The following is a 25,097-nucleotide window of genomic DNA, read 5'->3' on the forward strand; positions in this document are numbered from 1 at the left end:
TCCTGTCAGTTCACAAACATGAATTCGTTGCCGTTTAGAATCAACCGGCAGGTGTTGGCCATGCCGTGTTTGGCGGCGTACGCCTTCAGAGCTTTGGCTTCACGGGAAGTTGGCGCGCGGCCCAGCGCCAACTCATAAGCCGCTTTGATTTGCGCGTTGAGATCACCGGCCTTGCTCACGCGTTCGGCGAAGTGTTCGCTTTGGCGAACGATGAAATGGTTGTTCAACATCGCGAGCGCTTGAAGGGAAGTCACGGACGTGTTGCGCTTCGCCGTGAGTTGCGAGGAGTCCGCGCAATCGAGTGAGTCCATGAACGGATCGGGCAGCGTACGAAAAATGAAACGATAAACGCTGCGACGATAACTTTCCTGGCTGTCCACGTTGAAGCTGGCGTAATCGACCATCGGGGTGACGTGAATGCCGGGAGTCTGAATGAACTGCTTCACCGACGGGCCGCCCATGGTCAGATCGAGCTTGCCGGTGATTTGCAGGACGGCATCACGCACCGATTCAGCGTCGAGACGCGCGCGGTTCATGCGCCAAAGATAGAGGTTGTCGGCGTCCAGTTTGGCGTAGCGCGGATTGTACTGCGACGATTGGCAAAAGACTGAGCTGGTAACAATCAGTTTGTGCAATTGCTTGAACGAACCGCCGCTGTCGCGAAACGAAACCGCCAGCCAGTCGAGCAGTTCGGGGTGAGTCGGTCGCGCGCCCATGCGACCGAAATCATTGGGCGAATCGACGAGGCCGCGCCCAAAATGATAATGCCAGATGCGGTTGACGATGGAGCGCCAGGTCAAAACATTTTTCGGGTCAGTAATCCATTTGGCGAGCGCGGCGCGACGATTGCCCTCGTCTTCGGGGTTGGCCAATTGAAATCGTGATTCGAGTCCGGGCACACAGGAAAGAGCGCCAGGCGCGGCCAGGTCGCCAGGTTTGGTTACGTCGCCACGCTTCAACAAATAAATCGGGCGTGGCACTTTTGCAGGAGTGAAATTTCCATCGGGAGTGAAATCGTTGGCCGCGGCATAGACCAATTGCGGAGGCGGCAGAACTTTGAGCTTTTGGTCGATCTGCTCCTTGCGGAAGTAGGCGGCGAGGTCAATCTTTTGCGCGTCGGTGCGCTGAGCGGGATCAATCGCCAGGACCTTGGTGATGTTATCCGGGAACGGATTTGCCTTCACTGGACGCGGCGCCGTGGTCACGGATAATCGAAACCGGCCGATCAAATGGCTGCGTCCATGTTGTTGATCGAGAACAAATGTGAGCGTCGTGCCACCGTCGAACCCGATGCTTTCCTTGGTCTCAAACACCGCCAGATGCGATTTGCCGACTTCAGGATAGATGCCCCAGGCGGTTTCGCGTTTGCCGTCGATGGCCTTCGATACACTCCAGTCCTGTTGGTTGAAATCAGCGCTGGCATTTTGCAAAGCCACCACTTTGTTGGTCGTCGTCCCGGACTTTGGCGCAACCTTCAATTGAAATTCTGAGAGGTGAAGGTTGCCGTTGTCCTGCCGGCCCGGACCTTTGTAAGGCAGGCTGTCATCGGCCAAAACTTCAAGGCGCACGGCGGTAATGTTTGTTAAATCGGTGCCCGCCACGATGGTGTAGGTGTCAACGTCCGGTTTCGTGCCGCCGGCGAGCAGCGAGAGGTCGGATAGTTTGGTCAAGGTCGCGCCGTTTGATGAGACGAAACTGACGGGGGCTAGCGTTGTCCAGATCGAAGGTCGCGAGTTCAAGGTTTTTTTCCAATCAGCGACTTCGGCTTGTGTCGCTGGAGAAAGCAGATTTTCAACAACTTTCTTGGGTCGAACGTCGAGCGCGGTTTTCTGTTTGAGCAATGCCTGCCGCGTCAGATTTGTTTTCGGATCGAGGTCATAAGGTCGCTCGGCTTTGTCCACGCCGGCGAACACCGCTTGGAGGCTGTAATAATCCGTCTGCGGTATGGGATCGAACTTGTGGTTGTGACAGCGGGCACATTGCACGGTGGTGCTGACGAAAGTGGACATCGTCGTGGTCACCATGTCATCGCGGTCGAGGTAGCGGGCGATTTTTTTATCGACGGTGTCCTCCATGATATTGAGGAGCGAACTTTCATCCCACGGGCCGGTGGCGATGAAGCCAGTGGCGACGATGCCCTGCGGATCGTCCGGATACAAAACGTCGCCTGCCAGTTGTTCCTCCACGAAGCGGGCGTAGGGTTTGTCATCATTGAAAGAGCGGACGAGGTAATCACGATAAGGCCAGGAGTTGGGACGAGGCCGGTCCTGATCATTGCCGTGAGTCTCGGCGTAGTGAACAACATCCATCCAATGCCTCGCCCAACGTTCACCGTAGCGCGGACTGGACAGCAGACGATCCACGACGCGCTCGTAAGCTTGCGGCGATTTGTCCGCCAGGAATGCGGCGACCTCCTCCGGTGTCGGTGGCAAACCGATGAGATCGAACGTTGCCCGGCGGATCAATGTTCGTTTGTCCGCCGGCTCCGATGGTTTCATCCCTTGCTCCGTGAGTTTGACCAGGATGAACGAGTCGATCGGGGTCTGCATCCATCTTGAATTATTTGCCAGCGGCACCGCCGGCTTGAGCAAAGGTCTTAAAGACCAGTGATTACTTGACCCCGCGCCTGCCAGACCGGTCCCTTTGGCGGTCGTCTGATAGACCGGGAGCGCAGTTGTGAGCAACGCCAGCAGAATCAGTTTTTCAATCGAGCAATTTGGTCGCATTCGACACCGGGATTCAACACCCTTCCTACCAAAACAGCCCGGTTACGTCGAATGATTTGTTGAAGAGGGTCACTAACCGACTGGAACTTGCCGGCAATCGTTCGTCTCTAATTGTCCGTAAGAAGGAAGATTGAATTTGCGCCGCTTACTTTAAGCTAGAAGTACGTTCCTGCAACCACGCGACATCCTCGTTGTTGGGCGATGCAACGCCGAGTTGCAATCCCACTTGCTTTCTGAGGGCAGGGCATGTGCGCGGGTCGCGCCATCTTCTGATCTCGGCGTGGCCGTCGGCAAAAGTGATGCCGGCCGCTTTGTTATGGTAGCTGGCCGGAAGAATCAACGAGCGCAGCAGCAGCGCTTTGGACATCGCAAGGAGAACGGATGGCCCTTGAGTAAACCGAAAAGCTCGACTACGGCTTGGACGGTTATTTTCGCAACAGTCCTTCTAATCGATCTTAGAATCTGGCAGTGGATCTCTCAATGAACCACTGCACGTCCCGGGGATCCCCGGCAAAGCCGTTATACTGCTGTTTCTTTACGGGCACGATGGTCAGTCCGTGCCACTTGTGAATCTCCGAATGGCCATCCGCAAAAGCGAAGCCGCAAGCGCCATTGTGGTAGCTGGCGGGCAAATCCACAAACCGTGAAGTGTCGGTCACGGCAGGAATCAGCCATCCGTCATTGATGCTGTCAGGATGTTCATCAACCAGAAGCCAGAGGTTTGCCGGCCCCGGACGGACTAGACTTGTGATTTTGATGTACTGAATATAGCTTGAGTACCAATCGTTTCTTCCCGTCTTCCTGCAATCCTGCCGATCTCCAATAAATCCGTTCATTGAGTTGCTGCGAACCCGCAGCATCATACCACCTTTCTGCTTCGCTGGGTAATTATCCGCTGGACAGTGATAGATCCCGACGTTCTTGCTGGTGTACGGACCTAATGCGGCCTCGGTTAAATTCCGCGTCTCGATGTTGTCATCGTTATTGGCATCGAAATTCTCCCACCCATCAGCCCAACTGAGGTTTGAATACGGAATTGGCTTTGTCCAGTTAGCGGTCAATGTGCGCATGTTTCTAACATCACCACCATCCCGGTTGGGGCAAAGATAATCGTTGTGGTCATTTGGATACATCAGCCAAGCTAGAGCCAACTGCTTGGTGTTGCTCATGCAGGAAATAGCCTGTGCCTTTTGCTTGGCCTTGGCCAATGCGGGTAGCAAAAGCCCCGCTAGGATGGCGATGATGGCAATGACGACCAGTAACTCAATCAAAGTGAACCCGCGTGGCTCGGGACACCGATGGCCAGTTTGGCAAAATTCAATTCTTTTCTTTCGTCGCATAATTTGAACCTTCCGTTTTCAATCCTTAACTTGGAAACAAACCACCATTACCGCAAAGCCGGTTGGGAAGCAAGTGTGCGTTTGGAGGCACACCCTCGTTCAAAAACCCGGCCAAGGCCCGGCAGGACGTTGGAGGTAATCGCAGTCTCCTCCGGAGAAGCTTTCTTGCCCAACCGACAACGCACCTACTTTCGTGGAGTCCGATCCGCGACCCAGCCATAATCCACGCTGTTGCGGGCGGAAATATTGTTAAGCCCGTTGTAGCGGACGGGATAGACGGTGCCGTTTTGGGGACCGTAATTCTTCCACTTCTTAATCTCGGAATGGCCGTCTGCAAAGCTGAACCCGCAGGCACCATTGTGGTAGCTGGCAGGAACATCGGTCCATTGGTAATAATTCGGGTTCGGCCACTTTGGGTTCACATAAAGCATGGCGTCATTGATACTGTCGGGGTGCTCGTCCACCAGCACCCAAGCAAGGCTGGGTCGCGGGTTGATTAGGTCACTCATTTTTTTCATCGGGTCGCACCAGGAAAAGGCTTTGTAGCCTTCGCCCATGGCGCCGTTCATCGAGATGCTGCGGGCGCGCGCCGACCACCCCATCCGCCGTTGCATGGTACTGACGTACTTGTCAGCCGGACATTGGAAACTTTTTGCCTGCTTCGCGATGTAAGCCCCCAGCAAGGCGAACTGATCGTCGGTCAACAGCAACGTGTTCGTGTTGTCAGTGCTGCCGTCCCAAGTGAGCCAGCCCGCACACCAGGTCTTGGCGCCGGCGTTGTCATTGATGACCAAGGAATCCTTGTTGTCATTGGCGTACATCAGCCAGGCCAGCGCCAGTTGCTTGGTGTTGTTCATGCACATGATGGCTTGGGCCTTTTGTTTGGCCTTGGCCAAGGCCGGAAGCAGCAGACCCGCCAAGATGGCGATAATGGCAATGACGACCAGCAGTTCAATGAGCGTAAAACCGCCGGCCCATCGGCACAGGGTCGCAGGCTTACGACGGGCATTTTCTTTTTTCTCATGCATAATCATTGCTTTCGGTCCGTTACTTGATACTCAGGTCCTGTATAATTAATACGGCAGAATCAGTGTTCGAGCAAGTAGGCGTTTAGCTGCACACCCCGCGAGAATCAGATCTTACTTGATCGATGAGCTTACCTGTCAGCCATCTTGTTTTTTTGCCCGCCAGTCTCCACTTAACTGCGGTGTCGCTCCAAAATGAATCGGGTGGTGGACATAGCCAGTGCGCGTTGTCAGTTCCCGCGACGCTGGTTCGGGTCTGAGTTTGGTCGAACCACCTTTTCGTTCGACCACGCTTCGTAGAGTCGGACGACGTCTTGACGTCCCTGGAATTTTTTATACACAACCCGGGCGTGAAAGCAGAATTCCCTGCCCACGACATATTGGCGTTGGAAATAAACAAAGTCCCAAGCGGGATTTCCTTGGCCGCCTCCGGAAGGAGATTGGGCGAAGCGAAGTTCAGCGTCTTTGCCAGGACGCTTGAACATCAGGACAAGAACATTTTCGCCTGACAGCCCGTAATAAAAAGGATATAAATATTCCAGGTTGGAAAATCCCTTGACCAGCTCGAGATGAAAGCCCTCATCGAACGACGGGTCCCAATCGCTGTCGGCAGGCCGATGATTTGCCGCCTGACCATGCTTTTCGGGCAAGTGTTTGATCCAACGCGGTTGTGGGTCGCCCTTCCCAAAACGGGACCGTCCGATGAAGTTGATCGCCATATCCTCAGGCGCGCTGATGTACGACGCGAAGAAAACACCGATGTAGCCGTGCTTCTTCCAGATGTCTTCGAGAGGCACGCCGCAAAACGTGAAGTTAATGCCGCCCTCGCTCAACTCGTAATCAATCCTTGTTCGCAACGGCCAGTTCGCTGTGCGGGATTGCTGCAACTGCACCCGTGTTTCTGAAACCCGCATCAATTTCATCGGCGAACGACGCGGTTCGAAGATGTTCCAGCCATAAGTTTGTGAATCGCCGCTGAAAATATGTTCGAAATTCAGGCCGGCATACAGCGGAACGAAAACATTCCGCGCGCCTTCCGTACCGAGAGAAAGTTCAGAAATACCGCTGTAACCCGCGCGATGCTCCTTGCCGTAAGCTTGATTATCCGCCACGACCAGACTCAGGTTTCCTGATCGGAGGTGCGCTGTGTGCAAATCTGCCGCGTCCTCGCAGAGGCCAACTGAGACGATCCACAGCGCGACGCAAAAGGCGCCACTAGCAGTCGCAGCTCCTCCAACGAAATTCTGGTGGTACATGACTTTGCTCTAACGCTTGCTGACCGTGAAGACAAGTTCTCTTTGTAGGATGGCGCGATTGGAGAGGAGCAATCGGGCGGGCGGCGGGGGCCAGCATGACATTGTGGCTTTTAATTTCGAGACCGTATTGTAGAGTGCGCCGACAGGGAGCTTTGAGGAGCGGCCCTGTTAAATTTTATGACCAACTCCGAGGATCAAACCAGTCCGGCGCAAGGCAATCTCAAATCCACCCGCTCGCGTCCAATACGAAAATGGCCGGCGCTGGTGATTCTGCTGATCGGCGCGAGCGCATGGATTTGGGTTCGGTTTTTGCAGGACGTCGTCAACCACCAGAATCAGAATATTCAGACCGCTCAAGTCGTCGTGTTCACGTTGTTGGCTCTGCTGATCTGGTGTCTCTTTTTTTCGCGGCTGCGCTGGAGGATCCGACTTTTCGTTCTTGGCGGAGTCGTGGGAATGATTTGTCTCACAGCGCTTCTGTTCAGGATACGCGGCGTCACTGGCGATTTATTGCCGGTGCTGGAATGGCGTTGGAAAAGGCCGATCCGCTCCGACTTGGTGGCCAAACAACCAGCAGGAACTGAGAATGCGAATGCTCTCCAGCCGGAATCAATCGCCCAGACCACCAATGATTACCCGCAATTTCTAGGGCCTCACCGCAACTGCACCGTGTCCGGACCGCCACTGGCGCGGGACTGGGTAGCAACACCGCCGCAAGTTTTGTGGCGACAACCAATCGGCACCGCGTGGTCGGGATTCGCCATCGCGGGCAATTTCGCCGTGACCCAGGAGCAACGGGGCGAGGAGGAAATGGTCGTCGCTTATGAACTAAAATCCGGAAAACCCATCTGGTCTCACGCCGACAGCGCCCACTACAACACGATCATTGCTGGTGAAGGACCGCGCGCGACTCCAACCATCGTCAGCAACCGCGTTTATACACTGGGGGCGACTGGTATTCTGAATTGTCTCGATTTGTTGACGGGAAAACCGATCTGGACGAAGGACATCATCAAGGACAACCACAGCCAGGTGAATGGTTGGGGGATGAGCGGGTCGCCGCTGGTCTTCGACAAACTTGTGGTGGCCAGCGCCGGCGGGCCAAACGACCACTCGCTCGTGGCGTACGACAAGGCCACCGGGGATTTTGTTTGGGGCGGCGGGAGTGATGGAGCGGGTTACAGTTCGCCATTGCTGGCGACACTGGCAGGCGTTCCGCAAGTCTTGATCTTTAATTCCAGCGGAATCGCGGCGCACGAAATTGCGGCAGGAAAAATCTTGTGGGAATATCCCTGGCCGAAAGGTCACCCGCACATTTCCATACCGGTGCTTCTACCGGATGCTCGTGTGCTGCTTTCCAGCGGTTACGGCACGGGAAGTGAACTGTTGCAAATCAAGAAGGAAGAAAAATGGTCCGCCGCGAGGATTTGGAAATCGATTCGCTTGAAAGCCAAGTTCACCAATGTGGTTTTTCGAGACGGGTTCATTTACGGATTGGATGATGGAATTCTGGTTTGTCTTGACGCTGCCACCGGGGAACAGAAATGGAAGGAGGGCCGTTATGGCCACGGACAGGTAATTCTCGTGGGTGCATTGTTGCTGGTCATGGCCGAAAATGGCGACGTGGTTCTGATCGAGCCTGTTCCTCAGGAACATCGGGAACTGACGCATTTCTCCGCTTTGAAGGGCAAGACGTGGAATCCGCCTGCCCTGGCGGGCGACCTCCTCCTGGTGCGCAATGACAAGGAAGCCGCTTGCTACCGGTTGCCGCTGGCGAGATAACGAGCAGCACTTGGTCCGAATTCGCGGAGCTTTCCAAACCCGAAGAAAATGCCTGTTTGCAAACGGAGGCTTACTTTTCAGGCATTTTTTCCGAACCGCGCAAGATTTCCAGATAGCGTGATAGCAAGGCATACTGATCTGATTTCAGTTTGGACTTTTTGCGCATTTTCACCATCCACTCGTCCCACTCGGCTTGGTTGTATGCCGCGGGGTCGTAGAACTTGTGGCACTTGGCGCACTTGGCGGTGTAAATTTTTTTAGCGGCGGCAATCTCTTTGGGTGACAAATCCGCCGCTCTGGCCTGGCAAAAAGTCAGAACAAGCACACCGATTGAAATCGCGATCGCCGGTCGCATTACAAATCAAACCCCAGCATCAACCGGACGTTCACACGCTCGTGGCCTTCCAGTTCCAGCGATCGGTTCCCGTCGGGGTTGCCTTGAAAATTTCTGCCATAAACCTGGGGCATCACCGTCAGCGCCGCCCACCATTTCTCCTGACGATAGCTGACCACCGGTCCGACAAATAAAGCGGTGTTCTCCCACTTGCGGTACTCGGGAATCTCGTTGTGGTCGCGCACCTCCAAACCAACGGCCCAGCGCTTGTTCAGGTGCCGTGCGATGCCGAAGGTGACTTCAACCTCGCCCTCGGTGGCATGAAAGTTGTCTTCCCATTCCGTGGCGTGCGTCAAATTCAACGCCCATTTCCAATCACCATGACGCTGGCCAAGGATAATTTTCTGTTCGAGTTCGGCTTCATCGCTAGCAAAACGCGGCTCCAGATACAGCGCCAGGCCAACCCAATGCTCGGCCGGATTAAGCACGAGATAACGATTCTCCACTGAGATGCCGTCAAATCGAAACGAAGAATGATCCGTGGCCGTCGTCGGGTCGCGAAAGCTTTCCGCTTTGGTATTGAGATAGAGCGACACGGTGTAATTGTCTGTCACGCCGTACTCGAGCTCCTCGCGGATGTCCCAGCGATTGTAGTTGTCCTGGCCCACGGTCTTGGTGCGTTGCGTTCGCAACGTGACCCATTGTTCAAATTCCATCGCCCCCTCCGGCATGGTTTCGGGTTCGTAGGAGTAAGTGAAATACCGCTCGGTCGCGGAGGCAATTTGCAGCGCCAGCACGCCCGCGAGAATGCCTAACGAGCCGCCACGCCACGCCGGACGATACTTTCTTGAGTTAATAGAATCGATCATGCGTTGGGATTTTTAATGAGATTCAGTCTCACTGTCAAAGGAATTGTTTTGTCTCCAGCTTATTCAAAATGACGCGGGTGCTTCGTCGCGACCTCCCTTGGTCATTCAACCGGCTGTTAAACGACGGATCAAGGCAGCGATTGCGATGAGCAGAAACAGGTAGCCGACAATCAACCCGGCATTTGCCAGTCCCAAGCCTCCGAGCGAGGGTTCCTTTTGGATCCTGATTCGGGCCATGTGCCCACAAATGATTCCCGGAATGCAGCCGATGCCAAGTAACGACAACACCAACGAGGCAATCGCCAGCCCAGAGGTTTTGGGAACGACAGGCTCCGGCGGAGGCAAGTCCACGGCCGGCGGCGCGGCATGGGCTTCCGGTCCGGGCAGGGGAACGGTATGCGGATTGGAAATGGACAACTTCGGCAGCGGCACGGCCGGGGGCGGCGGAATAGCAATCGAATTCTGACAGGCAGGACATCGGGTCTGCGTGCCGACGTAGCTTGTATCGCAACGGATGTGCTGGCCACAGACTGGACAGGCAAATTTGAAATCGCTCATGGATTGGACTTGGAGAATTGCACACCCGGCCAAGGGCGACAATTACAATTTTTCACCACGCACCGCCGCCGACATCTAATGACGTTTAACAGTGACTTGCTCTCCGATTCGTCGCATACTTAGCTAGATTGAAGCGCATGAAAAAGACTTCTCATGTTTCTCGAAGTGGCCGTTTCGTTAGTGGTCCCGGCGCGGACGTAACTCAATTCACCGAATCCGTCTCCTTCGACTGGCGGCTTTGGCGGCAGGATCTCCTCGGCTCGATTGCCCATGCCACCATGCTCCGCAAAATCAGCGTGCTCACCAAAACCGAACACAAGGCCATCGTCAAAGGATTGGAAGCCATCGGTCAGGAAATCGCCGACGGAAAGTTTCGTTGGAAAACGGAACGGGAGGATGTTCACATGAACATCGAATCCGAACTGACCCGCCGTGTTCCGGCCGGCGCAAAACTTCACACCGGCCGTTCGCGCAACGACCAGGTGGCGCTCGATCTGCGCCTCTGGTTGCGCGATGAAATTGTCGAACTCGCAGGCGAAATACGTTCGCTGCAAAGCGCGCTCGTCAATTTTGCCGACACAAACGCCGGCGTAATCATTCCCGGCTATACGCACTTGCAACGCGCCCAGCCGGTTTATTTGGCGCATCATCTCCTGGCCTACGTTGAAATGCTGCAGCGCGATCATGCTCGGCTAAAAGATTGTTTTCAGCGCGTCAACATTTGCCCACTTGGCAGCGGCGCGCTCGCCGGCAGCACGCTCCCGCTCGACCGCGAACTGGTGGCCAAGTTGCTCGGCTTCGTTGATGCCAAGGGCAGGCCGCTCGTCACGCAAAACTCCATGGACGCCGTTAGTGACCGCGATTTTGTTATTGAATTTTGCGCCGTGGCGGCGCTGCTGGCCGTGCATCTCTCGCGGCTGGCGGAGGATTTGATTTTGTGGGCTTCGAGCGAATTCAACTTCATTAAAATCACCGACGCCTATACGACTGGCTCGTCGTTGATGCCGCAGAAGAAGAATCCTGACGTGGCGGAACTGATTCGCGGCAAGTCCGGCCGCGTCATTGGAAACCTCGTGGCTGTGCTCACGCTGCTGAAGGGTCTGCCCATGACCTACAACCGCGATTTGCAGGAGGACAAGGAGCGCCTTTTCGACGCCGCCGACACCGTGCGCGCGTCCGTACGCCTTATGGCCGCTATGCTGCGGCACACTGCTGTGAACCGCGCCGCCGGCGCCGCCGCCGCGAGCGACCCCACGTTGCTCGCCACTGATCTCGCCGATTATCTCGTGCGCAAAGGAATGCCCTTCCGCAAAGCCCACCACGTCGTCGGCGCAGTCGTGGCGCTGGCGGAGAAATCCGGCAAGCCGCTGAATCAATTGACGGTCGCAGAATTGCAATCCGTGGATAAGACCTTTGGTCGCGACGCGCTTGGCGTATTCAATTTGAAACAGGCAATGTCCCAGCGTAACCAGACCGGCGCGCCCGGCACAAAAGAAGTCGGGAGGCAGCTCGCGCGTTGGAAAAAAGTGCTGGCGTGAAGCCACCTCCCAAAATCGGCACGATGCGCGCGTTGCAGTTCGTCGTCGAGCAAAAGCATTGCATTGATTTCGCCACGGATGGGATGCCCGCCGTGTTGAGCACACCGAATCTCGTCGGCCTTCTCGAACGCACGGCGCGCCAGGCCATCGCTCCTTTCCTCGACGCAGACGAACGCAGCGTGGGCATCGAGATTGAACTCCGGCATCTCGCGCCGACGCCGCTGGGCGCGCGCGTCAACATCACCGTTCGCGTGATTCATGCGGAAGGCCGGCAGGTGACGTTTCAAGTGGAGGCGCACGATAAACACGAATTGATTTTGCGCGGCATTCACAGACGCGCGGTAGTTCGCACCGCAAGTTTTGCCCGGCGGGTTCAAGCCAAGTCATGAACGCACAGCTTCGAGAATTACTGAAGGGAACCTCGCGCTCGTTTTATCTGACGTTGCGCGTACTGCCCGCCGCCGTGCGTCCGCAAATCGGCCTGGCCTATCTGCTCGCCCGCACCGCCGACACCATTGCCGACACGGAGCTCGTCCCGCCGGCGCAACGGCTTGCGGCGCTCCACGTCTTGCGCGAGCGGATTCTGGGCGCGAGCGCCGCGCCGCTGGATTTCGGCGAACTCGCCCGCTCGCAAGCGGCACCTGCCGAACGCGCGTTGCTGGAGAATGTGGAGTTTGCGCTAGTTGCGCTCCGCGATATGTCTGCCGACGACACCAAACTGATCCGCCCCGTGCTCGATACCATCACGAGCGGGCAGGAGTTGGATTTGCGCCGATTCGCGCCGTTGGAGTCCAAACTTCAGCGCGCGGCGGACAAGCTAAAGCTTGAACTCCAACCTCAACCAATCATTGCGCTCCAAACCGATGCTGAACTGGACGACTACACCTATCGCGTCGCCGGTTGCGTCGGCGAATTTTGGACGAAGCTGTGCCGCGCGCATGTTTTCCAGAACTCAAAAGTGGACGACGCCAAGCTTTTGGCGGATGGCATTCGCTTCGGCAAGGGCTTGCAATTGGTGAACATCCTTCGTGACCTGCCCGTGGACTTGCGCAAGGGACGTTGTTATCTGACTTCGGACTCGCTGGCGGAGATGAGATTGAAACCGGCCGATTTGTTGCAACCGGCGAACGCCACGAAGTTCCGCCCACTCTTCACCCGCTATCTCGAGCTTGCGGAATCGCACTTGGCGGCGGGCTGGAATTACACAAACGCAATTCCAGGTCTTCATGTACGATTACGCCTGGCCTGCGCCTGGCCGGTGTTGATCGGAATGAAAACCCTGGCGCGGCTGCGCCAAGGAAATGTCCTCGACCCGCAGCAACGCATCAAAATCACCCGCGCAGAAGTGAAAGCTCTGATCCTCCGTTCGATGGTCGCTTATCCTTGGCCGCCTGCTTGGAAACGACTGTTCCGCGATTCCGGTCATTGACCCACAATTCACCTGTAATAGCTGTTGCATCGCCAGCCAAATTAAAGTATTAAAACCGTATGCAGATTCCAAAATTCCTTTCGATAATTTGCGCCGCTGCGCTTGGCGCGACCACGCTAAACGCCCAGCGAGCTGACACCGATGAGCAGATCAAAGCTCGCGAGCTGTTGCGCCAGAAAATGGCCGAGCTTGACGCCAAACAACCAGCGACGCAGTCGCAGCCACCCGCGCCTCTGTCACCCGAACCGGCAAAACCACCCCAAAAACCAAAGGCCAAGAAGGCGGCTACAAAACCAGCTCCGGTCTTTGCGCCCGTTCCCAACCAACAATTTCCAACCCGGGAATTCTCCGGCGCGCCGCCGCTGACACCTCCCGCGAAGCCGGCGACTGAAACAGCGCCTCCGCCCGCAGCCGTTCCACCTGCAGTCACACCGCGACCAGCGGTCAAGGCCCCGGCGCCTTCCGCACCAGTTGCCGCACCAGCACCGGCCAGGACGGTGGTTCGCGCGTCTGCGCCAGTCGTGAGCACGGCTCGATTAAGTGCGGAAGATGAAGCCAGAGTGCGGGCAGCTTTGCATGAACACATGGGCGCCGCCGGATCTGCTGCGACAACCTCTGACACTCTGTTTCAGAGTGGAGGCAGGACATCCACCACCAAGGCGAGGCAACCGAGAATGGAGGATCACGTTTTTTCCTCTCCGGCCTCACTCCAGTCACCGATCCCCTCAAGTATTTCAAGTTCCAAGCAACAAAGTCTCGCGGAGTTGCTGTCGCTTTACAGAGCCAACGCGATTACTCCCGATGAATACCACAAGCGCCGCGCCCAGATTCTCAGCCAGCCTTAGCCGCAACTCTTGTCGTCAACCCGCCGGGTCGCAACCCGGCGGGTTTTTTTTATTCCGGCACTTTGAACTTTGAACTTTGCGCTTCGCTTTGGCATAACTACGCGCCATGCATGATTTTTGTTATGTCGGTAACCAACTATTCTGCGAGGGCATTTCCGTCGCTTCACTCGCGAGAAAACACGGCACGCCGCTTTACGTTTACTCCCAGCACACGCTGACCGATCATTTTCAAAAACTCGACCAGGCCTTGTCGCCGCTGCCCCACCTCGTCTGCTTTGCGATGAAGTCGAACTCAAATCTCTCCGTGTTGCGGACGCTCGCCAATCTCGGCAGCGGGTTTGACATTGTGAGCGCCGGCGAATTGCAACGTGTCATCGCGGCGGGCGGCGATCCGTGCAAATCCATCTTTGCCGGCGTGGGGAAGACGGAGCAGGAAATCGAGTTTGCTCTCCGACACGGTGTTTATTCATTCAATGCGGAAAGCGAACCGGAACTCACCCGCATCAATCGCGTCGCGGCCCGCTTGCGGACAATCGCGCCGGTCGCCGTGCGCGTGAACCCGAACGTCGATGCGGGAACGCACGCCAAGATCACCACTGGTACGTATGAGAATAAATTTGGCATCGCCTTCGAGCACGTCGATGGTGTCTATGCTCGAGCCAGCCGGTTGAAAAACCTTCGCCTGCACGGCGTGCAGATGCACATTGGCTCACAACTGACCGACGTCAAGCCGTTTGAACAGGCCGTGCGCAAAGTGCTGCCCCTAGTGAAACGATTGAAGGAGAAGTACGCACTGGAGTTTTTCAGCATCGGCGGCGGCTTGGGGATCGTTTATCAGCCGGCGCTGGAAAGCGGCTCGGTCGCGTGGTGGAAATCGACCAGGGCGCAGAACATCCTCACGCCGCAAAAATACGCCGATCGGCTCGTCCCACTGCTGCAACCGCTTGGCTTGCGGATTTTGATTGAGCCGGGCCGGTTCATTTCCGGCAACGCCGGCATTCTCGTGACGCGGATTGAATACGTGAAGCGAACCGGGAGAAAGAATTTTCTCATCGTCGATGCGGCGATGAACGATTTGATCCGCCCGGCTTTTTACGAGGCGTATCACGAGATCGTGCCGCTCGTCCGCAAGGGCGGAAGATTGATCCGCTCGGATGTCGTCGGGCCGGTCTGCGAATCGGGAGATTTTTTTTGCAAAGACCGTCCATTGCCAAAAGTTGGCGAAGGAGACTGCCTCGCCTTGTTGAGCGCCGGGGCTTATGGCTTCGTCATGGCTTCCAACTACAACACTCGTCCTTTGGTGGCGGAGGTCTTGGTCAATGGTCGCCGGTCGGCAGTTGTGCGCCAACGCCAGCCAATAAAAGACATTTGGGCGGGGGAAAAGGTGGCGGTGTGGTTGAGATGACGCACGAGGTTTGGGCTGCTGGGCAAAACTAATCCGCCCCTCCTTTTGCCTTTGGCAAATTTGTCGGTTGCTGCCATAGTCTGGCCACCGTCGCCATGAAGAATCATTCTCTGAGCACCTACGACAAGGTGGGAGGGTGCCTCCATTTCGCGCCGGCGCTTCGCCAGATTCCCGTCAGGGCGGCGGCGGACGCAAATCCCAAACGTAACTGACATGATCCTGGCTCCAATTGATTGGGTCATCATCGTGGTGTACCTCGTGATCTGCATGGGCGCAGGCTTGTGGATGCGGCGGTTCGTGCGCGGCGTCGAAGACTTTGCCGTCGCTGGCCGCGAAATGGATGTGAATCTGGGGATCGCCTCACTGGCCGCCACGGAGTTGGGTTTGGTGACGGTCATGTACACCGCTCAACTCGGTTTTGAGAAAGGGTTCGCGGGCGCGACGGTCGGCATCATCATGGCGTTGGCGATGTATTTCGTCGGGCGAACGGGATTTGTGATCGGACCGTTGCGCAAGTCCGGCATCATGACGATCCCCGAACTTTTTGAAAAACGATTCGGCAAGGAGGTGCGCTGGCTGGCTGGTTTGTTCGTGGTGCTGGGCGGCGTACTGAACATGGGGGTGTTCCTGCGCGTAGGCGGAGAATTTCTGGTTCACGTGACCGGATTGCCGGTTTATTGGCTGGAACTGATTATGATCGGCCTGCTCGCGTTGGTGCTGCTCTACACCATCTTGGGCGGGATGCTGTCCGTGCTGGTGACGGATTACCTGCAATTCCTCATCATGGGATTGGGCATCGTCATCACTTCGCTGTGGGTGATCCACGACCTTGGTTGGAATACGCTCGTTGAAAAACTTTGGCTGAGTTACGACGGCTCACGCGCCAACGCGCCGCTGCTTATGAAGTCGCATCCCTTCAATCCATTTCATTCGAGCAGTCTGGGTTGGGGTTACATTTTGTGGCAGGTGATGTTTCAACTCGCGGTCGTCACGACCTGGCAGACCACCATCTCGCGCGTGCTCTCCGCCAAGGGTGAGGAGACGGCCAAACGGATGTATCGGCGCTCGGCATTTTATTTTGTCGGAAGGTTCGCGCTACCGGTGTTGTTCGGTGTCGGCGCGTTCATTCACTTCAGCTACGGCAATGGCTTGTCCGCCGGTCTGGACAGTCGTACGGCGATGCCCGCTTATCTCGCCACCATTCTGCCGGCGGGCATCATGGGTCTGGTCATCGCGGCGATGCTGGCGGCCGAGATGTCCACCGACAGCGGTTACCTGTTGACGTGGGCGACGGTGATTTACAACGATCTGCTCATGCCTTTTGTCAAACGACCACTCTCGAATCAACCGCGACTGTTGATCACGCGCGGGTTGGTCGGTGCGATCGGAGTGTTCCTGGTTTTCTACGGGTTGCTCTACGAACTCAAAGGCAACGTGTGGGATTATCTGGCGGTGACGGGAAACATTTATCTGGCAAGTGTCTTCACCTTGTTGGTGGCCGGACTCTATTGGCCACGGGCAAACCGATTCGGCGCGTTCGCCGCGTTGGTCTTGGGTGCCGTCGGCCCGATCAGTTTCCTGTTGCTTGGGAAAAAATATTCGATTGCGCCTGAAGTGGCGGGGACGTCATCATTTGCGCTGGCGTTCATCGGAATGATCATCGGCTCGCTGGCGACAGCAACCCGTGCCGCCAAACCGGAGGCGGCTTCATGATAATGTTTATCCTATCCATCGTTTTTTGGACGTTGATTGTGTTCGCATCCATCGCTTGGTACGCCTTTCTTTTGTTTTACGTGGGAGCGAAGGCAGGCCGTGAAATCAAGGCCATGACCAAGACGTTGGAGGATCGCAACGCGGCTGAGAAAAAAGATTAAAAAGTCGTGCCACGCGCGGGACTTTAGATTAGTCTAGCGTCGTATTTCCAAAACCGTGGTCGCCCAGTCGTAAACTGGCGCGCCGTGGATAAAACAAGAACCATCAATTCGGATCAAACTATGCCAGAAAAAATTGGATTCGTCGGCGTCGGTCGGATGGGCGGCAACATGGCGCGTCGTCTGAAGGAGTGCGGTTACCCAATCGCGGCGGTCTATGATGTCAACACCGCTGCCGCGCAGGCGCTCGCCCAGGAACTCGGGTGCGAAACCGCCACCGCGCCCAAACAAGTGACGAAACTCTCGGATGTCATCATCACCGTCGTGACCGATGACAAGGCGATGAAAAAGATTTTCAACGGCGGCCTATTGTCGCGCGCCAAGGGAAAGCTCTTCATCAACTGCGCCACCATCACGCCGTCGGTTCACGTGTGGGTCGAGCAAAAGTGCGAGAGCAAAGGCGCAAGTTCGCTGGAAGCCTGCATGGCCTCGAGCATCACGCAAGCGCGACAGGGCACGCTTTATCTCATGTGCGGCGGCAAGGCGGAAGTTTTTGAGCGCGCCAAGCCGTTGCTTGAAAAACTTAGCGACGACGGCAAATTGCTTCGTTACGTCGGGTCGGCCGGAAAAGCCGCGCAAGTCAAGGCATTGGTCAACATGGTGATGAACATCAACACCGCCGGTCTGGCCGAAGGCCTTGGTTTGGGTGCCGCGTTGGGACTCGATCTGCCCCTGCTGCGGGAAGTGTTCTCCCAAACCGGCGCGAACTCCCGCGTGCTGCAAACCGACGGTGAAGACATGCAGAACCGCGACCACTCCTGTTTCTTTTCCGCCGCGCACGCCGCCAAGGATTCCGGCATCGCGCTCAAGCTCGGCAAGGCGCAAGGTCTTGTCCTGCCGCTCGCCAACGCCACCAAGAAACAATACGACCGCATGGTGGAGAAAGGGCTGGGCGAACTGGATAAATCGGGCATCGCCGAGTTGACGTTCAAAGACCGGCGCGGCAGCGAGTGACGCCGCCGCCGGTTGCAACAAACAGAAAGTTTTATGCCCAACCTTTACAATAAAGACACGAACGAGTTCGTGGGGATAATCACCGAAGACCAGTTGGATTTCCTGAAGGCGCAACTGGAGGAGGAATCCGCCGAGGACACCGACTATTATCTTAATCGCGATACGCTTGAGCTGTTCGAGCGACAGGGTGCCGATGCCGGTTTGATGGAACTGCTTCGCCGAGCCATGGGCGACAAGGAAGAGGTCGAAGTCCGTTGGGTGAGCTAGCGAATCGCCATGAGCCTGCCCTACTTTTGAAGGGAGGGTGGTGACAATCTAATCAAAATGGCGGGGAATTGTTGTGAGCGAGAATTTGTTTCCTTCTGGACCGTGGGTGGGATTCTATAACTACAGTCCCAACGACAAGCACAGGATGGAGTTGGATCTCGCGTTCGCCAACGGCAAATTAAGCGGCGCTGGCCGCGACGATGTCGGACCGTTCGTCATTAAAGGCGGCTACGACGCGAACACACTTGAAAGTTCCTGGATCAAGACTTACACCGGGTCACATGCGGTTTTCTATCGCGGCTTCCGAGAGGGTAATGGAATTTGGGGAGCGTGGGACATCGGGCCGCTCAACCACGGCGGATTCCACATCTGGCCGCGGCGGGCGGGTGAAGGCGAGGAGCAGAGCGAAGTAACCGAGGCGGAACAACCGCTTGCGGCCATCGGAGAAGAAATCGCGCTGCGGCGCATTGGCAACGAGCCGTGATGCCACCCCGAATCAACAAACCGATCCTACGCCACATCGCCAATCTCTGGACGCTGGTCTGGCATCCCACGAAGAAACGAGAATGGTCGTTGGAACGGAAACTCCGCGCGGTCAAGGAAGCCGGCTTCGATGGCTTCACCACACAACTTACTCCGGCTCACAAGAAGTTGGGCGATAAACTCGGCCTCATCCGCGTCGGTTATTTTTCCTCTGGTAATCCCGCTGAGTTCGCCGCGTTGCTGCGACAACAAAAGGACGCGGGCGCGCATCACATCAACGTCCAACTTGCCGATCACGACACGCCAACCGATGTCGCCATTCGGCTGACGAAGCGGTTGATGATCGAAGCCAAAAAGCTGGACGTTGAGACCGCCGTGGAAGTGCATCGTGACACCTGCACCGAGACGCCTGAAAAAACCTACGCGCTGGCCGACGGTTATCAGCGAGCCACGGGAGAGTTGTTGCCGATGACGTGGGATTATTCGCACCTCGCCATTGTCAAACATCTGTTGCCGCCGTATTGGGAGCGGCTCGGCGTGCGACCGGATTTGATTCTGCGCGCGCAACAGTTTCATTTCCGTCCCTTCAACGGCCATCATTGCCAGGTGCCGGTTACCGATGGGCGAGGCAGATTGACGCCGGAAGTCCTGGACTATCTGCCGTTTGTCGAAAGGGTGATGGAGACGTGGTTGGCCGCGGCGACGCCGGGTCGGGAAATGTTCGCCGTGCCGGAGATGGGACCGCTCTGGCTCGGCTACAATTTGCATTGCCTTCCCAGCAGTTGGGAAGACGCTAAAGTCCTGAGGGTCGAAATTGAAAAATGCTGGCAAAAAGCGTTGAGAAGGTGGAAGCTTTTTCCATGAATTCCCGACAACGAATCCAAGAAGTTTGGAACGCGAAGCTGAACGCCGCCATCCCGTTTGGCTTTGGGCAGGCCAAGCCAAGGCATTTCCGAGACATGGCCGTTCCAGCGTGGCGAAAATTTTTTTCTGGAAAAGAAACGGGGTTGGACGAGGTTTTGCCTCCGTCTCTTCCTTGAGATTCAAGAATATGATGAGCCGACTTGCCTCCCACCCCGCCACCACCGGCTCCGAGCTTACGCTCGCTGCCGACGTCGAGTCGTTCTATCACCTGGCGCACGGTGAACACACTGGCAAGGCCTGCCAGGGCACGGCGTGTTTCGCCGCGCGCCATCTCAACCCCGCGCTCTGGACTGAGGCGAACGCGCAGAATCCGCGCGTCTATTGTCTCGGCGAATGTTTCGCCGCTCCCGCGAAGGGCCAGACGCATCCGCGACCGCCGGTCAAAGTTTTCTCCCGCCACGGGATCGTGTTGGGCCGCATCGCAGCCGGCGGCGCGCGCACGCTCGCGGCGTATGAAAAGCTGGGGGGCTACGCTGCGCTCCGGAGGGCGCTTGAGCAGTCGCCTGAACAAATTCTGGCGGCCGTCGAAACCTCCGGCTTGCGCGGTCGCGGCGGCGCTGGCTTTCCCGCCGGACGCAAATGGCGTGCGGTCGCATCACAGCCGCCCGGCGAAAAATACGTCGTCGCCAACGCCGACGAAGGCGATGCGGGCGCTTACATTGACCGCTACCTGATGGAGGACGATCCGCATGCGCTCATCGAGGGCATGATCCTCGCGGGCTACGCGGTCGGCGCGAGCAAGGGTTACATCTACGTGCGCATCGAATATCCGCTGGCCGACACGGTGATGCGCGCGGCCATCGCTGAAGCGCGCGCGGCGGGTTGGCTTGGACCGCGGGTCGGCGGAAAGAATTTCGCTTTCGATCTTGAAGTCTATACCGGCCACGGCAGCTACGTTTGCGGCGAGGAGACTTCGCTGCTCCGTTCCATCGAAGGCAAGCGTCCCGAAGTCATGGCGCGCCCGCCCTATCCGACCGAGCGCGGCCTGTTCGACAAGCCGACCCTCCTCAACAATGTCGAGACCCTCGTCAACGTGCCGTGGATCGTTACTCACGGCGGCGCGGCGTATGCAGAGCTGGGCTTCTCGAAGAGCCGCGGCACGAAAGCGCTCTCGCTCAATTCGCTGTTCAACCGCCCCGGCCTTTACGAAGTCGAGTTCGGCGTCACCGTGCGCCACATCGTCGAGGAAATCGGCGGAGGCTTGCGCGGTGGCGGCAAACTCAAGGGCGTGCTCATCGGAGGACCGATCATCGGCATGATCCCGCCGCACCTGATTGATACGCCGCTCGGTTTCGAGGAACTCGCCGCCATCGGCGCGGGTGTCGGTCACGGCGGGGTGGTGGCGTTCGATGAACACACGTCCATTCCCGCGCTCGTCGAGCACGTCTTCTCGTTTGGCGCTTACGAGTCGTGCGGCAAATGCACGCCGTGCCGCAGCGGCAGCGGACGCATCGAGGAAATCTTCGCCAACGCCTGCGCTGGCGACGCGACGAAGGCCGACTTGCAGGAGTGCCGCGACCTGGTCGTCGCGCTCAAGCTCGCCAGCCTTTGCGGCCATGGCACCGGCCTCGCGCGCTTCGCCGAGTCCATCCTCAATTACTACCCCCAGGAGATCGAGCCATGCTTCAAGTAACTATCAACGGCCACTCACACCAGTTCCCCGAGGGCCTCACCATCAACCAGGCCCTCCAGCAGATCGCCGTCGAAGTGCCGACGCTCTGTCACGACGATCGGCTCGAACCTTACGGCTCGTGCCGGCTCTGCACGGTCGAGGTCAAGGGCGTGAACGGGCTCGTGACCGCGTGTAACACGCAACTCCGCGACGGCATGGAAATCCTCACGCACTCGCCCGACGTGCAGGGCGTGCGCAAGACGTTGCTCGGATTGATCGCGAAGGATTATCCGGCCGAGGCCGTCGCGCAATTTCCTGACAAACAATTTCACCGCTACCTCCGAGAATATGACGTGAAGGCCCGCGGCTCGCGCACCGCGCCATCGCCAGCGGTGCCGTTCATGAAGGACGCCACGCACCCCTACATCAACGTGGACATGTCGCAATGCGTGACGTGCTACCGCTGCGTGCGGATTTGCGAGGAAGTCCAAGGGCAATTCGTGTGGAAGGCGTGGAATCGCGGCGACCAGACGCGCATCGGGCCGGTGCGTGGCGTAACATTGCAGGACGGCGGCTGTGTCAGTTGCGGCGCGTGCGTGGATACCTGCCCGTCCGGTGCGTTGGAGGATCTCACCTTGCTCAAACGCGGCGTGCCGACGGACTGGACAAAAACCATCTGCTCCTACTGCGGCACCGGGTGCGAAATGAACGTCGGCACGCGCGACGGGCGGATCACGACGATCCGTCCGTCGATGGAAGGGCCGAGCAACCACGGCCACGCGTGCGTGAAAGGCCGCTACGCCTTTGACTACGTCTATTCCAAGGACCGCATCACCTCGCCGATGATCCGCCGAGCTGGCCAGTGGCAGAAGGTCAGTTGGACCGAGGTCAACCAGTTCACCGCGGACCGCCTGCGCGAAGCCGCCGCGAAGCATGGGCCGGACAGCATCGGGCTGCTCAGCTCGGCGCGCGGTACCAACGAGGAAAATTACGTCGCGCAGAAATTCGCGCGCGTCGTCCTCGGCACCAACAACATCGATTGCTGCGCGCGCGTCTGCCATTCACCCACCGCCGCCGCGATGAAGATGACGCTCGGCACCGGCGCCGCCACCAACTCTCTCGATGATATCGAGATCGCCCGCACGATTCTCGTCGCCGGCGTCAATCCCACCGATGGACATCCCGTCACTGGCGCGCGCATCAAGCAAGCCGCGCGTCACGGCGCAAACCTCATCATCGTCGATCCGCGCGAGATCGAGCTGTGTGAGTTCGCGACCCTGCACCTTCAACTTCACGCCGGGACGAACGTCGTGCTTTTCAATGCCATCGGCGCCGCGATCATCGACGAGGGACTCGTTGATGAGGAGTTCATCCGCACACGCCTCACCGAATACGCCGAGTATCGCGAGTTCATCCGCGAGTTTCTCCCCGAGAAGGTCGAGCACATCTGCGGCGTGCCCGCGGCGAAAATCCGCGAAGGCGCGCGGCTCTACGCGACCGCGAAACCTTCGCTCAGCGTCCATGGTCTCGGCATGACCGAGCACATCCAGGGCACCGAGGGCATCATGGCGCTGGTCAATCTCGCGCTCATCACCGGCAACATCGGCAAGCCCGGCACCGGCATCAACCCGCTGCGCGGCCAGAACAACGTGCAGGGCGCGCCGCACATGGGTTCCGAGCCGAAGCTCCTCGCCGGTTACGTGCCGATCACCGAAGCGCGGGAGAGGTTCGAGGCCGCGTGGCACGTCCCGCTCCCGACCAACCCCGGCATCAACATGATCGAGATGATGGACGCCGCCGACGCCGGGAAGCTGAAGGTGCTTTGGTCCATCGGCTACGACATCGTGATGACGAACCCGAACATGCACTTCACGCGGCGCGCGATGGAGAAGCTCGATCTCGTCATCGTGCAGGACATCTTCATCAACGAAACCGCGAAGGAATTCGGCGACGTCTTCCTGCCCGCCGCGTCGTCGTTCGAGAAGGACGGCACCTTCATGAACGGCGAGCGCCGCATCCAGCGCGTGCGCCGCGCCGTGCTGCCGCAGGGCGAGGCGCGCTCCGATTGGGAGATCGTCTGCGACATCGCCAAGCTCATGGGCAAAGGCGAGCATTTCGCCTATAAGAGCGCCGAGGAAATCTGGAACGAAGTCCGTTCGCTCTGGCCCGAAGCCGCCGGCATCAGCTACGCGCGCATGGACAAGCTCGGCGGCCTCCAGTGGCCGTGCGTTGACGAGAACGACCCCGGCACCGGCACGTTGCACACGGATCATTTCACGCACGGAAAGACGACTGCGCTGCGCCGCATCGAATACGTCGCGCCACCGAAGCTGACCACGAAGGAATATCCGTTCCTCCTCACGACCGGCCGCAATCTCTACCAATACAACGCCGCGACGCAGACTGCCCGCACGCCCAATAACAGCTTGCACGCCACCGATTACCTGCAGCTCTCCTCCTCCGACGCTGCCCATCTCGGTCTGAGCGACGGCGAGATCGTCCGCCTCCGTAGCGAACAGGGCGCGGCCGATTTGCCCGTGCAAATCAGCGACCACGTCAAACCCGGCGAAGTCTATACGACGTTCCACTCCACGCGCGTCTTCCTGAACCAGATTACCACCTCGCACCGCGACCGCTACACGAAGACGCCTGAATACAAGGTCACCGCCGTGCGCATCGAGAAGCTTGAACCCGTCGCCGCGAAATAATGAAGAAACCGCTGGATGGCCAACCCGCGGGCGAGGCGCTTCCCCCTCTCCCCTTCGGAAGAGGAGAGGGTCAGGGTGAGGAGTCGCGCGGCAACCCACCGGCTGGCGGACTTACCCCCTCACCCCGGCCCTCTCCCCCTCGGCGGGGGAGAGGGAGAATAGCGCGCACGGCTCTTGAGTCTGTCGTCCCTCCCAAGTATTCCCCAGGAACAAAGCCGGCAGTTGACAGCGCGGCTGCGAGCGCCACAAAGATCGTGCGGTGGAAGGCCGGCCGGGCCACGCGCCACACCGATCAGGTGGCCCGCGAAGAGCCGCTGGAAATCCGCGTGCAGGGCCGCAGCGTGGCAGTAACGATGCGCACGCCGGGTCACGACCGCGAACTGGCCGCCGGATTTTTGCTGACGGAGGGAATCATCCGTGACCGTCATGACGTGGTGGAAATCCTCCATTGCCGCGCAGCGGCGGCGCCCGACAACACGCTCAACGTCTTCCTTTCCGCGTCGCTCAAAGTGGATTTCGCGCAACTCACGCGGCATGTGTTTGCCACGTCGAGTTGCGGGCTGTGCGGCAAAGCATCCATCGCGGCGGTGCATCAGCACTTTCCGCCGGTGAAATCGCGCTTAAGGCTCGCGGCGAAAACGGTGGCGGGATTGCCAGCAGTCATGCGCGAGGCGCAACGGACGTTTGCCCAGACGGGCGGGCTGCACGCCTCGGCGGTGTTTGACGCGGCGGGAAACTTGATCGTCCTGCGCGAAGACGTGGGCCGGCACAACGCGCTCGACAAAGTGCTGGGGCACGGCTTGCTTGAAAGTAAACTGCCGTTCGATTCGCACATTCTGCTGGTCAGCGGCCGGACCTCGTTTGAGATCATGCAAAAGGCACTGGCGGCGCGGATTCCAATCGTCGCCGCCGTTTCCGCGCCGTCGAGTCTGGCGGTGGATTTCGCGCGGGAAAGCGGCCAGACGCTGATCGGATTTCTCCGCGGTCAGACCATGAATATTTATTCCCATCCGGAAAGGATAGTCGCAAAAACGAAACGGATAAATTCCCGTTGACCCGACCCATTCGGTTTTCTAAGCTCGCCGCGTTATCCAACAAAACAAAACTATCT

At 57.9% G+C, this 25,097-nt stretch carries 22 protein-coding genes; 14 read left to right on the plus strand and 8 right to left on the minus strand.

Annotated elements, in window-relative coordinates:
• Window positions 1-5: 5 nt before the first annotated feature.
• From HY298_21065 to HY298_21085, 5 genes are all read right to left on the minus strand, one after another.
• Window positions 6-2,726, minus strand: coding sequence for a DUF1553 domain-containing protein (locus HY298_21065; GenBank protein MBI3852753.1), 2,721 nt, complete (start codon window positions 2,724-2,726; stop codon window positions 6-8).
• Between the two features lie 145 nt (window positions 2,727-2,871).
• On the minus strand, window positions 2,872-3,093 hold the full coding sequence (locus HY298_21070; GenBank protein MBI3852754.1) for a hypothetical protein: 222 nt from the start codon (window positions 3,091-3,093) through the stop codon (window positions 2,872-2,874).
• Window positions 3,094-3,181: 88 nt separating this feature from the next.
• The gene (locus HY298_21075; GenBank protein MBI3852755.1) at window positions 3,182-4,066 is read right to left on the minus strand and encodes a DUF1559 domain-containing protein; all 885 of its coding nucleotides are present in this window, start codon (window positions 4,064-4,066) and stop codon (window positions 3,182-3,184) included.
• 185 nt (window positions 4,067-4,251) lie between these two features.
• Entirely contained in the window at window positions 4,252-5,094 is an 843-nt protein-coding gene (locus HY298_21080) for a prepilin-type N-terminal cleavage/methylation domain-containing protein (protein ID MBI3852756.1), read from the minus strand.
• A 227-nt stretch (window positions 5,095-5,321) separates the two neighbouring features.
• Window positions 5,322-6,347, minus strand: coding sequence for a hypothetical protein (locus HY298_21085; GenBank protein MBI3852757.1), 1,026 nt, complete (start codon window positions 6,345-6,347; stop codon window positions 5,322-5,324).
• A gap of 177 nt (window positions 6,348-6,524) precedes the next feature.
• Here HY298_21085 and HY298_21090 point away from each other — a divergent pair, with 177 nt between their 5' ends.
• Window positions 6,525-8,129 carry a PQQ-like beta-propeller repeat protein gene (locus HY298_21090; protein ID MBI3852758.1) on the plus strand — a complete coding sequence of 535 codons (1,605 nt, stop codon included), beginning with the start codon at window positions 6,525-6,527 and terminating at the stop codon, window positions 8,127-8,129.
• A gap of 70 nt (window positions 8,130-8,199) precedes the next feature.
• Here the strand turns inward: HY298_21090 and HY298_21095 are convergent, their stop codons facing one another.
• From HY298_21095 to HY298_21105, 3 genes are all read right to left on the minus strand, one after another.
• The gene (locus HY298_21095; protein MBI3852759.1) at window positions 8,200-8,484 is read right to left on the minus strand and encodes a hypothetical protein; all 285 of its coding nucleotides are present in this window, start codon (window positions 8,482-8,484) and stop codon (window positions 8,200-8,202) included.
• Window positions 8,484-9,332 (minus strand): hypothetical protein, encoded by an 849-nt coding sequence (locus HY298_21100; protein MBI3852760.1) that lies wholly within the window; start codon window positions 9,330-9,332, stop codon window positions 8,484-8,486. The genes HY298_21095 and HY298_21100 overlap by 1 nt, the downstream gene beginning before the upstream one ends.
• Window positions 9,333-9,437: 105 nt before the next feature.
• A complete protein-coding gene (locus HY298_21105; protein ID MBI3852761.1) occupies window positions 9,438-9,890 on the minus strand; it encodes a DUF4190 domain-containing protein in 453 nt (150 codons plus the stop codon).
• Between the two features lie 137 nt (window positions 9,891-10,027).
• Here HY298_21105 and argH point away from each other — a divergent pair, with 137 nt between their 5' ends.
• From argH to fdhD, 13 genes are all read left to right on the plus strand, one after another.
• Window positions 10,028-11,428 (plus strand): argininosuccinate lyase, encoded by a 1,401-nt coding sequence (gene argH, locus HY298_21110; protein MBI3852762.1) that lies wholly within the window; start codon window positions 10,028-10,030, stop codon window positions 11,426-11,428.
• The gene (locus HY298_21115; protein ID MBI3852763.1) at window positions 11,425-11,817 is read left to right on the plus strand and encodes a thioesterase family protein; all 393 of its coding nucleotides are present in this window, start codon (window positions 11,425-11,427) and stop codon (window positions 11,815-11,817) included. Before argH ends, HY298_21115 begins: the two co-directional genes overlap by 4 nt.
• Entirely contained in the window at window positions 11,814-12,857 is a 1,044-nt protein-coding gene (locus HY298_21120; GenBank protein MBI3852764.1) for a squalene/phytoene synthase family protein, read from the plus strand. The genes HY298_21115 and HY298_21120 overlap by 4 nt, the downstream gene beginning before the upstream one ends.
• Window positions 12,858-13,808: 951 nt before the next feature.
• Window positions 13,809-15,107: a diaminopimelate decarboxylase gene (gene lysA, locus HY298_21125; protein ID MBI3852765.1), complete on the plus strand. Its 1,299-nt coding sequence runs from the start codon at window positions 13,809-13,811 to the stop codon at window positions 15,105-15,107.
• A 213-nt stretch (window positions 15,108-15,320) separates the two neighbouring features.
• Window positions 15,321-16,820, plus strand: a complete 1,500-nt coding sequence (locus tag HY298_21130; protein MBI3852766.1) for a sodium:solute symporter family protein — start codon at window positions 15,321-15,323, stop codon at window positions 16,818-16,820.
• Complete coding sequence (locus HY298_21135) at window positions 16,817-16,981, plus strand: hypothetical protein (protein MBI3852767.1); 165 nt, start codon at window positions 16,817-16,819, stop codon at window positions 16,979-16,981. Before HY298_21130 ends, HY298_21135 begins: the two co-directional genes overlap by 4 nt.
• Before the next feature lie 120 nt (window positions 16,982-17,101).
• A complete protein-coding gene (locus HY298_21140; protein ID MBI3852768.1) occupies window positions 17,102-17,992 on the plus strand; it encodes an NAD(P)-dependent oxidoreductase in 891 nt (296 codons plus the stop codon).
• Window positions 17,993-18,025: 33 nt separating this feature from the next.
• Window positions 18,026-18,259 (plus strand): galactosyldiacylglycerol synthase, encoded by a 234-nt coding sequence (locus tag HY298_21145; GenBank protein MBI3852769.1) that lies wholly within the window; start codon window positions 18,026-18,028, stop codon window positions 18,257-18,259.
• A gap of 73 nt (window positions 18,260-18,332) precedes the next feature.
• Complete coding sequence (locus HY298_21150) at window positions 18,333-18,743, plus strand: hypothetical protein (protein MBI3852770.1); 411 nt, start codon at window positions 18,333-18,335, stop codon at window positions 18,741-18,743.
• A complete protein-coding gene (locus tag HY298_21155; GenBank protein ID MBI3852771.1) occupies window positions 18,743-19,606 on the plus strand; it encodes a xylose isomerase in 864 nt (287 codons plus the stop codon). The genes HY298_21150 and HY298_21155 overlap by 1 nt, the downstream gene beginning before the upstream one ends.
• 190 nt (window positions 19,607-19,796) lie before the next feature.
• Complete coding sequence (locus HY298_21160; protein ID MBI3852772.1) at window positions 19,797-21,299, plus strand: NADH-quinone oxidoreductase subunit D; 1,503 nt, start codon at window positions 19,797-19,799, stop codon at window positions 21,297-21,299.
• On the plus strand, window positions 21,287-23,986 hold the full coding sequence (fdhF, locus tag HY298_21165) for a formate dehydrogenase subunit alpha (protein ID MBI3852773.1): 2,700 nt from the start codon (window positions 21,287-21,289) through the stop codon (window positions 23,984-23,986). The genes HY298_21160 and fdhF overlap by 13 nt, the downstream gene beginning before the upstream one ends.
• Entirely contained in the window at window positions 23,986-25,041 is a 1,056-nt protein-coding gene (gene fdhD, locus HY298_21170; GenBank protein MBI3852774.1) for a formate dehydrogenase accessory sulfurtransferase FdhD, read from the plus strand. The genes fdhF and fdhD overlap by 1 nt, the downstream gene beginning before the upstream one ends.
• Window positions 25,042-25,097 lie beyond the last annotated feature (56 nt).

Source organism: Verrucomicrobiota bacterium (assembly GCA_016200005.1).
In the GTDB taxonomy this organism is placed as follows: Bacteria; Verrucomicrobiota; Verrucomicrobiia; order Limisphaerales; family PALSA-1396; genus PALSA-1396.